This window comes from Acidovorax sp. FHTAMBA (genome assembly GCF_038958875.1).
Classification (GTDB): domain Bacteria; phylum Pseudomonadota; class Gammaproteobacteria; order Burkholderiales; family Burkholderiaceae_C; genus Acidovorax.
Window position 1 is genome coordinate 3,850,988 of sequence record NZ_CP152407.1, and the last position, 12,939, is coordinate 3,863,926.

10 protein-coding genes are annotated in these 12,939 nt (G+C 67.3%); 4 read left to right on the forward strand and 6 right to left on the reverse strand.

The features are described 5' to 3' along the window. Positions 1 to 45: 45 nt before the first annotated feature. A complete protein-coding gene (xdhA, locus tag AAFF19_RS17960) occupies positions 46 to 1,554 on the forward strand; it encodes a xanthine dehydrogenase small subunit (protein WP_342720706.1) in 1,509 nt (502 codons plus the stop codon). Next, a complete protein-coding gene (xdhB, locus tag AAFF19_RS17965) occupies positions 1,551 to 3,968 on the forward strand; it encodes a xanthine dehydrogenase molybdopterin binding subunit (protein WP_342720707.1) in 2,418 nt (805 codons plus the stop codon). Before xdhA ends, xdhB begins: the two co-directional genes overlap by 4 nt. Positions 3,969 to 4,040: 72 nt before the next feature. Here the strand turns inward: xdhB and AAFF19_RS17970 are convergent, their stop codons facing one another. Next, positions 4,041 to 4,874, reverse strand: a complete 834-nt coding sequence (locus AAFF19_RS17970) for an NUDIX domain-containing protein (protein WP_342720708.1) — start codon at positions 4,872 to 4,874, stop codon at positions 4,041 to 4,043. Then, a complete protein-coding gene (locus tag AAFF19_RS17975; RefSeq protein WP_008907283.1) occupies positions 4,871 to 5,854 on the reverse strand; it encodes a quinone oxidoreductase in 984 nt (327 codons plus the stop codon). The genes AAFF19_RS17970 and AAFF19_RS17975 overlap by 4 nt, the downstream gene beginning before the upstream one ends. A 152-nt stretch (positions 5,855 to 6,006) precedes the next feature. On the opposite strand from AAFF19_RS17975, the gene AAFF19_RS17980 reads away from it, so the two are divergent. Further along, positions 6,007 to 6,906, forward strand: a complete 900-nt coding sequence (locus AAFF19_RS17980; RefSeq protein WP_182118678.1) for a DMT family transporter — start codon at positions 6,007 to 6,009, stop codon at positions 6,904 to 6,906. Between the two features lie 17 nt (positions 6,907 to 6,923). Here AAFF19_RS17980 and AAFF19_RS17985 read toward each other — a convergent pair whose 3' ends face one another. The 4 genes from AAFF19_RS17985 to AAFF19_RS18000 form a co-directional block, all read right to left on the reverse strand. After that, positions 6,924 to 7,496: a hypothetical protein gene (locus tag AAFF19_RS17985; protein ID WP_342720709.1), complete on the reverse strand. Its 573-nt coding sequence runs from the start codon at positions 7,494 to 7,496 to the stop codon at positions 6,924 to 6,926. After that, on the reverse strand, positions 7,493 to 10,177 hold the full coding sequence (locus AAFF19_RS17990) for an EAL domain-containing protein (RefSeq protein WP_342720710.1): 2,685 nt from the start codon (positions 10,175 to 10,177) through the stop codon (positions 7,493 to 7,495). The genes AAFF19_RS17985 and AAFF19_RS17990 overlap by 4 nt, the downstream gene beginning before the upstream one ends. Then, positions 10,174 to 11,280 (reverse strand): TRAP transporter substrate-binding protein, encoded by a 1,107-nt coding sequence (locus AAFF19_RS17995; protein ID WP_342720712.1) that lies wholly within the window; start codon positions 11,278 to 11,280, stop codon positions 10,174 to 10,176. The genes AAFF19_RS17990 and AAFF19_RS17995 overlap by 4 nt, the downstream gene beginning before the upstream one ends. Positions 11,281 to 11,430: 150 nt before the next feature. Then, positions 11,431 to 12,261 carry an SDR family oxidoreductase gene (locus AAFF19_RS18000; RefSeq protein ID WP_342720713.1) on the reverse strand — a complete coding sequence of 277 codons (831 nt, stop codon included), beginning with the start codon at positions 12,259 to 12,261 and terminating at the stop codon, positions 11,431 to 11,433. Positions 12,262 to 12,326: 65 nt separating this feature from the next. Here AAFF19_RS18000 and AAFF19_RS18005 point away from each other — a divergent pair, with 65 nt between their 5' ends. Further along, complete coding sequence (locus tag AAFF19_RS18005; RefSeq protein WP_182118683.1) at positions 12,327 to 12,938, forward strand: SH3 domain-containing protein; 612 nt, start codon at positions 12,327 to 12,329, stop codon at positions 12,936 to 12,938. Position 12,939 lies beyond the last annotated feature (1 nt).

The following is a 12,939-nucleotide window of genomic DNA, read 5'->3' on the forward strand; positions in this document are numbered from 1 at the left end:
ACCCTCTGCTGAACCTTTCCATCCAAGATCGAAGTGGCGTTTGTCATGACAACAAGACCCTTGCAATTCCTGCGCCGAGGCCAGCCCGTGGCGCTGGGCAATGTACCACCCGACCGCACCCTGCTGGAGGTGCTGCGCGAAGACCTGGGCTGCACCGGCACCAAGGAAGGTTGCGGCGAAGGCGACTGCGGCGCCTGCACCGTGGTGCTGGGCGAGGCGCGCGGCGGCAAGCTGCACTACAGCGCGGTGAACAGCTGCATCCGCCTGGCGCATTCGGTGGATGGCATGGCGCTGTGGACGGTGGAGGACCTGGCGGAAGACCCACTGATCCAGCCAGTGGGCGATGCCGCAACGGCTCCTGCTCAAACCATCACGCTCCATCCAGCACAAGAAGCCATGGTGCAGTGCCACGGCTCGCAATGCGGCTTTTGTACCCCCGGCTTCGTGATGAGCCTCTTTGGCATGTACCAAAACCATGTGTGCCATGGCCAACCCATCACCCGCGAGCTGGCGCAGGAAGAACTCTCGGGCAACCTGTGCCGCTGCACCGGCTACCGCCCCATCCTGGACGCCGCACAGCAGATGGCCGCCCTGCCAGCGATGGCGGTGAACGAGCCGCTTTTGCTACAAAAACTAGAGCTGCTTGCGCTTGACCACCAAGCGCCAGATGCCAGTTCTTCTTATATTTCACCCACCACGCTGCCCGACCTGCTGGCCGCACGCGCCGCGCACCCTGCGGCGCAGGTCGTGGCAGGCTGCACCGATGTGGGCCTGTGGGTGACCAAGCAGCACAAACAGTACGCGCAGATTCTGGATGTGACTCGCGCGGCAGAGCTGCGGCAGATCCAGCAGGACGCACACCACATCACCATCGGCGCCGCCGTCACGCTGACCAACGCCTTTGCGGCACTGACCGCGCAGTGGCCACAGCTGCACAGCTTTGCCACGCGCTTTGCGGGCCTGCCCGTGCGCAACTCGGGCACGCTGGGGGGCAACGTGGCCAACGGCTCGCCCATTGGCGATTCGATGCCGCTCTTGATTGCGCTGCGCTCCCAGGTGGTGCTGGCCAGCGTGCGCGGCGAACGCACCCTGGCGCTGGAAGACCTCTACACCGGCTACCGCCAGAACGTGATCGCGCCCCACGAGCTGCTGGCGCGCATCGTGGTGCCCAGACCGGGCGTCACGGAAGTGCTTCGGGCTTACAAGATTTCCAAGCGCTTCGACGACGATATTTCTGCCGTCTGCCTTGTCATCAATCTGGACATAGAAGCCGACGTGGTGCGCCGCGCCAGCATTGGCGCGGGCGGTGTGGCTGCCACCCCGGCCCGCGCGCGCCAGACCGAGGCCGCACTCACCGGCCAGCCCTGGACTGCCGACACCATCGCCCGCGCCGCGCAAGCGCTGCAGGCCGAGTTCAGCCCCATCTCCGACATGCGCGCCAGTGGCGCCTACCGCAGCGCGGTGCTGGCCAGCCTGTGGCAGCGGTTCTGGCTCGAAAGCCAGGGCGAAGACGCGGTGAGCGTGGAAAACTTCCGCCTGGAGGAAACAGCATGAACCAGCGCGATCCCCTTCCCGTCAGCCGCGACGCGGTGAACGACCCCGCAGTTGCTGCTGCCGACGCCACAGCGAGCGCGCACACCCCCGCGCCACAGCCCGGCTCGCCAGCCAGCACGCGCGCCATGGGCCAGTCGCACATCCACGAAAGCGCCCGCGCCCAAGTGGCCGGTGCCGCCCACTACATCGACGACCTGCCGGAGGTAAAGGGCACGCTGTATGCCGCCCCCATCCTCTCCACCGTGGCCCACGGCACGTTGAACAGCGTGGATGCAAGCGCCGCCCTGGCCCTGCCCGGCGTGCGCGGCGTGGTGCTGGCGCAGGACGTGCCCGGCGACCAACTGCTGGCCGCCTTCGCGCACGACGAGCCCGTGTTCGCCATCGACACCGTGCAGCACATCGGCCAGGTCATCGGCCTGGTGGTGGCTGACTCGGTGATGCAGGCGCGGCGTGCGGTGCGTGCCGTGAAGCTCAACATCGCCCCACTGCCCGCCGTGCTTTCGGTGCACGAGGCACTGAAAGCCGAAAGCTACGTGCTGCCCCCCGTGTTCGTGCGCCGGGGTGACGCCGCCACGGGCCTTGCGCAATCAGCGCACCGCCTGCAAGGCGCGTTTGAGGTGGGCGGGCAGGAGCACTTCTACCTGGAAGGCCAGATCGCCTACGCCCTGCCGCTGGAGCAAAAACAGTGGTGGATCTACTCCAGCACCCAGCACCCCGGCGAGGTGCAGCACTGGGTGGCGCACGCGCTGGGCATCGACAACCACGCGGTCAAGGTGGAATGCCGCCGCATGGGCGGCGGCTTTGGCGGCAAGGAGACCCAGGCTGGTCACCTGGCCGTATGGGCCGCCGTGGCTGCCAATAGGTTCGGCCGCGCCGTCAAGCTGCGGCTGGACCGCGACGAAGACTTCATGGTCACCGGCAAGCGCCACCCGTTTGCGTACGAATACGACGTGGGTTTTGACGACACCGGCCGCATCACGGGCCTCAAGCTCCAGATGGCGGCCAACTGCGGCTTCAGCGCCGACCTGTCCGGCCCCGTGGCCGACCGCGCCGTGTTCCACAGCGACAACGCGTATTACCTGAGCGATGTCGAAATCGCCTCGTACCGCTGCAAGACGAATACGCAGAGCCACACCGCCTTTCGCGGGTTCGGCGGGCCGCAGGGCGTGATCGTGATCGAGGCCATCCTGGGCGACATTGCGCGCGCGCTGGGCCGCGATGCGCAGGATGTGCGCATGGTCAACCTGTATGGCAAGGACAGCTCGGAAGGCCGCAACGTCACCCACTACCAGATGACGGTGGAGGACAACATCCTGCACGCGCTGATGCCGCAGCTGGAGCGCAATGCCGACTACCGCCGCCGCCAGGCCGCCATCGCGGCGTGGAACGCCACCAGCCCCGTGCTCAAGCGCGGCCTCGCCATCACGCCCGTCAAGTTCGGCATCAGCTTCACCGCCACGCTGTTCAACCAGGCGGGCGCACTGGTGCATGTGTACACCGATGGCAGCGTGCAGGTGAACCACGGCGGCACCGAAATGGGCCAGGGCCTGCACACCAAGGTGGCGCAGATCGTGGCCGACGAGCTGGGCGTGCCGCTGTCCCGCGTGCTGGTCACCGCCAGCGACACCAGCAAGGTGCCCAACGCCAGCGCCACCGCCGCCAGCAGCGGCACCGACCTGAACGGCCGCGCTGCGCAGTTCGCAGCCCGCAATGTGCGGGACAACCTGGCCTCGTTCGTGTGCGGGCTCGATGGCTGTGGCGCGGGCGCCATCCGCTTCGAGGGCGGCCAGGTCATCTCGCCCAAGAAGGTGCGCGCGTGGGGCGACGTGGTGAAAGAGGCCTATGCCAACCGCATCCAGCTGTGGAGCGACGGCTTTTACCGCACGCCCAAGATCCACTACGACAAGGCCACGCTCACGGGGCGGCCGTTCTACTACTTCAGCTACGGCGCAGCGTGCTCCGAGGTCGTCATCGACACCCTCACCGGCGAGAGCCGCGTGATGCGCGTGGACATCCTGCACGACGTGGGCCACAGCATCAACCCGGCCATCGACATCGGCCAGATCGAAGGCGGCTTTGTGCAGGGCATGGGCTGGCTCACCACCGAGCAGCTGGTGTGGAACGACAAAGGGTATCTGGCCACCCACGCCCCCAGCACCTACAAGATTCCGGCCACGGGCGACATCCCCCGGCACTTCAAGGTGGACTTGTGGCCCGAGGCCAACCGCGAGGACAACGTGGGCGGCAGCAAGGCCGTGGGCGAGCCACCGTTCATGCTGGCGATCAGCGTGTACGAGGCACTGCGCAATGCCGTGGCCGCGGGGCGAGGCGGCGATGCAGCTGCGCCCGTGGTGCTGACCGCACCAGCGACGGCAGAGAATGTGCTGCGGGCGCTGGGGCGTTTGAAAAATTGAGCCAAAACAGGCTTCAGCGCTTTACAGCATTGCGCATACAGCTATATTTTCAATAGCGAAATAATAGCGTGCTTACAGGCCCAGGAATCCGCCGATCACCAGGCCCGCTTCGAGCGTGAACTGCCCCTGCGCCACCTGCTCGCGCACGGTGGCCAGGGGCTGCAACTCAAAGCGTTCGACTTCGCCGTCCTGGTTCTCGGGCACCAGGCCTTCGGGCACCTGTGCGCTGAACCAGTCGATGCGCTCGCGCATGTAGCCTGCGCCGCCGCCTTCGCGGCTGGGGCGGCTGAAATCCACATGGCCGCCGTGCTGCAGGCCGTGCAGCGCGTCCACCCGCAGGCCGGCCTCTTCCCACGTCTCGCGCGCCAGGGCCTGTGGCAGCGAATCGGCAGCCGCCACCATGCCCCCCATCAGCGTGTCCCACAGGCCGGGGTTGTTGGGCTTGGTCAGTGAGCGCTTTTGCACCCACATGCGCCCGTCGGGTGCGGTGCCCACCAGGTGCACGGCGCGCGTGGCAATGCCCAGCACGCGCACGGCGCCACGCTCCACCGTGCCCACCACCTCGCCCGCCGGGTTGCAAACGGCCAGCTGCTCGTCGCGCCAGGGGCCGCACAAGCCGTGCTCGCGCAGGGCGTGCGCCAGGGCGTTGAGCGCGCCCGTGATACCACCGTGCAGCCCATCGATGTGCCACGCCAGGCCCTCGGATTGCTCGCTTTTCAATAGCTGAAAGCGCTTATCCCACAAGCGCTGGGGGCCGATTTGATCAAGAAAACCATGCGCCACCGAGCCCACGCCCTGCCCACCCACCACCAGCGGCAGGCGCGGCTGGGCGGGTGGCTGCTGCGCGGCGCGGCGGGCATGCGCCAGCCAGTCGTCGAAGGTTGCCGGCGGGGCCAGGGCGCTCACAGCGTGAGGATGGTGCAGCCGGTGGTCTTGCGCGCTTCCAGATCGCGGTGCGCCTGCTGCACCTCGGCCAGCGGGTAGCGCTGGTCGATGTGGATCTTCACCTGCCCGCTGGCCACCACGGCAAACAGGTCGTCGGCCATGGCCTGCGTGGCCTCGCGCGTGGCGATGTGGGTGAACAGCGTCTGGCGCGTGACATACAGCGAGCCCTTGGCACCCAGGCTGCCCGGCGCAAACGGAGCCACCGGCCCCGATGCATTGCCGAAGCTGGCCATCAGGCCGAAGGGGCGCAGGCACTCGAGCGACTTGTCCCAGGTGTCCTTGCCCACCGAGTCGTACACCACCTTCACGCCCTTGCCGCCGGTGATCTCCTTCACCCGGGCGGCAAAGTCTTCGGTGCTGTAGTTGATGGCGTGCGCCGCGCCGTTGGCCAGGGCCAGCTGGCACTTGGCATCACTGCCTGCGGTGCCGATGAGCTGCAGGCCCAGCGCCTTCGCCCACTGGCAGGCGATCAGGCCCACACCACCCGCCGCAGCATGGAACAGCACATGGTCGCCGCTTTGCAGGCCTTCCACCGGCAGCGTTTTCTTGAGCAGGTATTGCGCCGTCAGGCCCTTGAGCATCATGGCCGCGCCGGTTTCAAAGCTGATGGCGTCCGGCAGCTTGCACACGCACTTGGCGGGCATCACGCGCACTTCGCAGTAGGCACCGGGCGGGTTGCTGGCGTAAGCGGCGCGGTCGCCCACCTTCAGGTGCGTGACGCCCTCGCCCACCGCCTCGACCACACCCGCACCTTCCATGCCGATGGTGGCGGGCATGTTCAGGGGGTACAGCCCCGTGCGGTGGTAGACGTCGATGAAATTGAGGCCGATGGCGTGGTGGCGGATGCGGATCTCGCCCGGGCCGGGCTCGCCCACGGCAACGTCAACAAGGTGGAGTTCTTCGGGACCGCCGTGCTGGCGGATCTGGACGGCAAGGCTCATGGTTAAACGCTCCTGGATAACGGGTTTTGAAGGGGTGTTGAAGGGGATCTCGAACAGCCATGCACAAGGCCTGTAACGGGCGAGACAAACGGCGGCCATCCTGCCATGAATTTGAAAGCCTTGCCCTGCCCTGCACCGTTACAGTGCAGCCCATGACGCAAAGACTCACGCCCGGCACGGCGGCGCTGCTGGTGATACCACCGCTGCTGTGGGCTGGCAACGCCGTGGTGGGGCGGATGGTGCATGACCTCATCCCACCCATCACGCTCAATTTCATTCGCTGGGTGCTGGCGTTTGCCATCCTGCTGCCGCTGGCCCACAGCGTGCTGCGTGCCGACAGCCCGCTGTGGGCACACTGGCGCCGCTACGCGATGCTGGGGCTGCTGGGCATCGGGCTGTACAACGCCCTGCAATACATGGCGCTGCAGACGTCCACGCCCATCAACGTGACACTGGTGGGCGCGAGCATGCCGGTGTGGATGCTGGCCGTGGGGGCACTTTTCTTCGGCGCGGCCGTCACGCGGCGGCAGGTGGTGGGCGCTCTGCTGTCGGTGTGTGGCGTGCTGCTGGTGCTCAGCCGGGGCGAGTGGTCGCAGCTGCTGGCTTTCCGCCTGGTGCCGGGCGATGTGTTCATGCTGCTGGCCACCATCTCGTGGGCGTTTTACAGCTGGCTGCTGGCACGCACCAGCGAGCCCGCCCGCCTGCGCAGCGACTGGGCGGCGTTCCTGATGGCCCAGATGGTGTTTGGCCTCGCGTGGTCGGGCAGCTTTGCGGGTGTGGAATGGGCCGTGGGCCGCACCCACATCGCATGGGGCTGGCCGCTGATTGCCGCGCTCGTGTTCATCGCAGTGGGCCCGGCCGTGCTGGCCTACCGCTGCTGGGGCGTGGGCGTGCAGCGCGCGGGGCCTGCGGTGGCGGGGTTCTTCATCAATCTCACGCCGCTGTTCGCGGGCATCCTGTCGGCAGCGTTCCTGGGCGAGACGCCGCAGGTGTTTCACGGTGTGGCGTTTGCGCTCATCGTGGGCGGGATTGTGGTGTCGTCGCGGCGGTAGGCCGCGATCCGCGCGCGTTACGGTTCGGCCTTCAGCGTGGCGGCGGCGCTGCCAAAGCCTGCCTCCTGCGCAGGAAATTCCGCCTCGGTCGCGTTGAAATTCACGGCCACCATGTGCCCGCCGAGGTCGGTGACGTACATGAGGTTGCGGATGGACGTGTCCACTGCGGGCGCCGTGCTGTCCATGCGCACCCAGCTTCGTCCCGCGATGGTCACCAGCGATGCATCGTGCATCACCATGCCCGGTGTGAGCCTGAGCAGGGTGGACTCCAGCGAAGCTTTAAACGCAGGCAGCTGGTCGCTGGTCAGCGGCTTTTGCACCATGCGCGACCAGGTGACGGCCACGGTGCTTGTGCGGCGTGCATTGCCCCAGGCGGCCAGGGGGCGCCGCCCATAGCGGCCGAACTTGGCGTGCATTTCCTCGGCGTCGAGCGCGGTGTAGCCGGGTGGCGCCTGCAATCGCAGCGTTCCGCTGGGGGTTTGCACATCGACAGGCGCGGCATGGGCCGCAGCAAAGATGGCGGCGCCACCCAGCAGCAGCGCACGGATGCCTGTGCGAAAGAGTCGGGGTATTGTGGGAGATGGTGTCATGGCGCAAGGGGTGGGAAGGCCGAAGGATGCGCAGCAGCCCAGTCGAGCACAGACTCCAGATCCGCCACGGGCATGGGGTGGCCCAGCAGGTAGCCCTGAAACAGCTGGCAACCATGTTCGGCCAGAAAGTCCTTCTGCTCCTGCGTTTCCACGCCTTCGGCAATCACATCCAGCTCCAGATTGCGCGCCATGCCGATGATGGTCTGCACGATCACGTCATCCGTATGGCGCACGCCCAGGTTGTGCACAAAAGACTGGTCGATCTTGAGCTGGTCCAGAGGAAGCCGCGTGAGGTAGGCCAGCGACGAATAGCCGGTGCCGAAGTCGTCCACCGAAAAGCGCACGCCCTTGGTCTTGAGCAGGCCCATCTTGGCCACCGTGTCGTCCACGTCGTCCAGCACCAGCGACTCGGTCAGCTCCAGCTTGAGCAAATGCGGCCGCGCGCCCGTGCCGCGCAGCACCTCGACCACGCGGGCCACAAAATCGCGCTGGCGGAACTGCCGGGCGCTCACGTTGACCGACAGCTGGATGTGCCGAAAGCGTGCATCCTGCTCCCAGGCGGCCAGCTGCTCGCACGCGGTGCGCAGCACCCAGTGGCCCATGGGCACGATGAGTTCGCTCTCTTCCGCCACGCTGATGAAACCGCCCGGCGCAATGAGGCCACGCTCCGGGTGGTTCCAGCGGATCAGTGCCTCGGCGCCCACGATGCGCCCGTCCAGATGGAACTGGGGCTGGTAGTGCAGCACGAACTGCCGTGCCGAGAGCGCGGCCTGCAGGTCCACCTCCAGCTGCGCGCGGGCGCTGATGGCGATCTGCATCTTCGGGTCAAAAAAGCACAGCGCATTGCGCCCCTGCGACTTGACCTGGTACATGGCAATGTCGGCCTGCTTGAGCAAATCCACCGACGGCTGCAGCGTGCCTCCCAGCAGCGTGACGCCGATGCTGGGCGTGCTGTGGTGGATGATTCCGTCGAGCGAGTACGGCATGTTCAGCGCGCGCAGGATTTTTTCTCCGACCCGGCGTGCAAAGGCGGCCGCCTCGTCGCTGCGGGTGGACAACTCGTGCAGCATGACCACAAACTCGTCACCGCCCAGGCGCGCCACCGTGTCCTCGCGGCGCACGCAGGTCTTCAGGCGCTCGGCCACCTGGCGCAGCAGCATGTCGCCCACCTCATGGCCACGGGTGTCGTTCAGCGTCTTGAAGTGGTCCAGGTCGAGAAACAGCAAAGCCCCGTACTGCCCGCTGCGCACGCTGGCGGCAATCACCTGCTGCATGCGGTCCATCAGCAGGCGGCGGTTGGGCAGGTTGGTCAGCGGGTCGTAGAAGGCCAGGTTTTCGATTTCGGCGCTGGCGCGGCGCAGGGCCGTGACGTCGTGGTACGAGATGACCAGCCCGCCATCGGGCGTGGGCCGCTCGGTGATCTGGATGGTCAGCCCGTTGGGCAGCACCTGTTCGTGCGGCTCCTGGTGCTGCCGCTGCTTGAGAAGGCGCAGATCGACCCAGCGCATGCGCTCCTCCTCGCTGGCACCGGGCAGGTGGTGGCGGGAGGTTTCTTCCATCACGCGCCGAAACGGCACCGACGGCGCCATCACGCTGCGCAGCCACGGGAAGATCTCCTCGAACCTGCTGTTCCACTGCACCACGCGTTGCTCGCCATCGAGCAGCAAAAAGCCGCTGACCATGGATTCCAGCGCCTGGTCGAGCGTGGCCTTGGACTGCGCGATCGCCAGGCGCGCCTGCGAGATGCGGTGCAGATAGCGCAGCGCCAGGTTGCCTGCCGCGACGATCATGGCCACGAACAGCAGGCAGGTGAGCGTGATGGCGTTGCGCTGGCCGCGCCAGCCCTCCAGCGCGTCGCGCAGCGGGATGCTGGCCGAGATGCGCAGATCCTGGTAGAGGATGGGGCGATACACCACCAGCGCGTTCGCGCCGCTCAGGCGCGCTGGCGCCTTCCACTGCGCACCCCGGGCTTCGATCTCCTGCAGCGGGGGGGTGAGCGTGGGTGCGATGGCTTCCTCGCGGTGGGGCACGCTCAGCAGCAGCTGGCCACCAGCGCGCTCCAGCGTCACCTGCAGGCCGCGGATGTCCACGCCTTGCACCAGCACCGAGCTGAGCGCGCCCACGGGCAACTCGGCGAGTGCGACCACACGCGAGCTGTCGGCCATGCGCAGGTGGCGCGCAATGTAAAGCACACGCTCGGCTGTCGCAAAGCTCACCACGGGTGGGCTGATCATCAGTGTGGAGACGGGCTGCTCCAGCACGGCGGACAGAAAACCCGGGGGCAACTGCACCTGCAGTGTGCTGCCCGACGTATCAGAGGATGCGAGCGTCTTGCCCTGGGCGTCGAGCAGGGCCACGTAGCGCACCATCAGGTTCTGCCGGGCACCGCTGCGCAGGCGCTGGCTGGCCAACTCGGGGTCAATCCAGTCGGTCATGATGCCCGACAGGCCCATCAGCTCGTCCATGCTGGCCAGGAGCACATCCACCGCCAGCAGGGACCGGTTGAGCGCAGCCTCCGCACCCGCAACAAAACGCGTGGCCTGGGCTTCGTTGTCGGCCAGCGCCACGGCGCGGGCGTTCCACACCAGGGCGGCAGACACCAGCACCACGGCTGCCATGAATACCGATGCCCCGGCCCAGACAAAGGCCCTGATGCGCGGCTGGGTAGCGGCTTCCTTCATTTCGCCGGGGTCGCGACCAGGGCGCGCACGGGGCCGATGGTCTGGTTCCACACCTGGGCACAGCGCGCACCGCAGCGCTGCACCCAGCGCGGCAGCACGGTGGTCTCCAGGATCTCGCGGCGGCTGCGCTCGTCCTGCGCCGACACGGGCACCAACACCATGCTGCCCTTGCGCCCGCCCACGCAGTCGTTGCTGCCCCGGTTGCAGGCCATGCCGTCAGAGGTTTCGCGCTCGGACTCCTGCCAGATGGCGGCCTCCAGCCGGGGCAGTTCGTGCCGCAGCAGCGCCCGCAGGTCGGGGGGCAGCGACTCCCAGGCCGCGCGGTTCACCCCAAACAGCGCGAGCCCCCAGGTCACGGGCAGTGCATGCATGTGCGAGGTGAGCGTATGCAGGCCCAGCGTGTTGCCGGACATGGTGCCGGTGATGGCGCATTCAGTATTGCCTGCCGTCAGGCTGGGCACGATCTGCGCAAAGCCCGTGAGCACCGCAACGCCCCCCAGCGCCCCGACAAAATCGGCCTGGGTGGACGAAGACACGCGGATGCGCCGGCCCGACAGGTCAGCCAGGCCCCGCAACGGCTTCTTGCAGTACACCACCTGGGCCGGGTACACATACACCGCCAGCATCTCGACGCCAAACTGGTCGCGCAGGCTTTTTTCAAGATAGGGGCGAAACGCCGCAAGTGTGGACTTGAGCGTGGCGATGTCCGGGTTCAGGCCCGCAAGATCGGGCGCGGTGTACTCCGGGAACTGGGCCGTGAGCGAGCTCATGAGCGTGGTGCCAAACGGCACCACCCCGAGCTGCAGCAGGCGCAGCATCTCGGTGCCAGGCACGCCGGCGCGGTCGAAGGGGACGATCTCGGCCTCGAAGCGCCCGTTGCTCAGGCGCCGCAGCTCCTTGCTCCAGAATGGTTCTTCTTGGCGGGTGTACTGGTTGATGCCGGCCAGGCCGCCCACGATGCGCAGTTTGTATGGTGCCGCAGACGCTACCACAGAGGCATCGGGTGCAGGGGGCGGAGTCTGTGCATGCAGGCTCCCGGCCAATGCCAGCGCCGCACACAGCCACGCAGCGCTGCGGCGCATCGCAGGGATTAAGGCAGGCAAGATGTGCATTGGCATTGTCTCCAGCCCCATTCTTGATCAAGTTCTTCCGCAGACCGGAAGCGCTGTCGGCAAAACGCCACGGGTGAGGCTCATGCATCGCGCCGCACCGGGGCCGCGCCCCTGCGCAGACACGGGCGCAGCCTGCCACCGCTAGAACGTGCCGGGGTAGGCGCCCCCGTCCGCCAGCACATTCTGCCCCGTCATGTAGCCAGCGTGCACACTGCACAGAAACGCGCAGATGGCGCCGAACTCGTCGGCGCGGCCATAACGCCCGGCCGGGATCTGCGCCTGCTGCGCGGCCCGCACGTCCTCAACGTTCTTGCCGGCCTTGCTGGCGGCGGCGGTCACGGTGGCGGCCAGCCGGTCGGTGTCGAACTTGCCCGGCAGCAGGTTGTTGATGGTCACGCCACGGGCGGCGATCTTGCTGCGCGAAACACCCGCGACGAAGCCGGTCAGCCCGCTGCGCGCGCCGTTGGACAGGCCCAGGATGTCAATGGGCGCCTTCACGGCGCTGGAGGTGATGTTGACGATGCGGCCATAGCCGCGTGCGGCCATGCCGTCCACCGTAGCCTTGATGAGCTCGATGGGGGTCAGCATGTTGGCATCCACCGCCTTGATCCATGCGTCACGGTCCCAGTCGCGGAAGTCACCGGTGGGTGGGCCGCCGGCATTGGTCACCACGATGTCGAAGTCGCGCCCCGGCCCACCGGCCACCGAGAAGACGGCGGCCCGCCCCTCGGCAGTGGTGATGTCGGCGGCAACGGCCAGCACCACGGGTTTAGAGTGTTTTTGGCCTCCAGCGCTTACCAGTTCTGCGCTATCAGCTATTAATTTTGTAGCAGCTTCATTCAATGCCTGGGCGTTGCGCGCATTGATGACCACGTTCACGCCCTCGCGCACCAGCGCTTGCGCGCAGCCATAGCCCAACCCCTTGCTCGCGCCGCACACCAGCGCCCATTTGCCTGCGATACCCAAATCCATAACAATCTCCAAGTTGCACACTGATACATGTGCTTTCGCCCAAATCATAATTGGAGAGCACGACGATGAACCGGCTACACCGCGGAGCCCTTGCCCTCTGGCTGTCATTGCCTGCGCTGGCGCTGCTGGCAGGCGGTGCGCAGGCGCAGGAGGCCGCAGTGGTCAAGCGTGCCACGCAGCTGCGCGACACCCCCGCCGACAGCGGCGCGAGCGTGGCGGCGCTGGAGGCCAACGCAGTGGTCACGCGCAGCAACGAGCGCAAGGGCCCCTGGACGCGGGTCACCACACCGCAGGGCGCATCAGGCTGGGTGCACATGTTTGACCTGGGCCCGTCATCGGGCTCGGCAGCACCCGCCAGCAACGCGGCCACCAGCGGCCTGCGCGGGCTGGGCGGGTTGTTTGGCGGCAACAGCGGGCCCACCACCACCGCCACTTCGACGGTAGGTATCCGCGGGCTGGGCGCCGAAGACATTGCCAACGCGCAGCCCAACCCGGCCGCCGTCGGCCGGGCCGAGGCACTGCGCGTCAATGCCGACCAGGCGCGGCAGTTTGCCAGCACGGCGTCGCTGAAGGCGCGCGATGTGCCTGCGCTGGCACAGCCCCCCCTGCCCACCTCCAGCGGACGTTCCGGCGGCAGCTTCAGCAGCCCGTCGGACCCCAACCACAGCCCCAACTGAG

Coding starts and splice junctions, on each gene's coding strand:
- AAFF19_RS17985 (WP_342720709.1), bottom strand. CDS start 7,496: ATGACACCATCTCCCACAATACCCCGACTCTTTCGCACAGGCATCCGT.
- xdhB (WP_342720707.1), top strand. CDS start 1,551: ATGAACCAGCGCGATCCCCTTCCCGTCAGCCGCGACGCGGTGAACGAC.
- xdhA (WP_342720706.1), top strand. CDS start 46: ATGACAACAAGACCCTTGCAATTCCTGCGCCGAGGCCAGCCCGTGGCG.
- AAFF19_RS18000 (WP_342720713.1), bottom strand. CDS start 12,261: ATGGATTTGGGTATCGCAGGCAAATGGGCGCTGGTGTGCGGCGCGAGC.
- AAFF19_RS17975 (WP_008907283.1), bottom strand. CDS start 5,854: ATGAGCCTTGCCGTCCAGATCCGCCAGCACGGCGGTCCCGAAGAACTC.
- AAFF19_RS17990 (WP_342720710.1), bottom strand. CDS start 10,177: ATGAAGGAAGCCGCTACCCAGCCGCGCATCAGGGCCTTTGTCTGGGCC.
- AAFF19_RS18005 (WP_182118683.1), top strand. CDS start 12,327: ATGAACCGGCTACACCGCGGAGCCCTTGCCCTCTGGCTGTCATTGCCT.
- AAFF19_RS17980 (WP_182118678.1), top strand. CDS start 6,007: ATGACGCAAAGACTCACGCCCGGCACGGCGGCGCTGCTGGTGATACCA.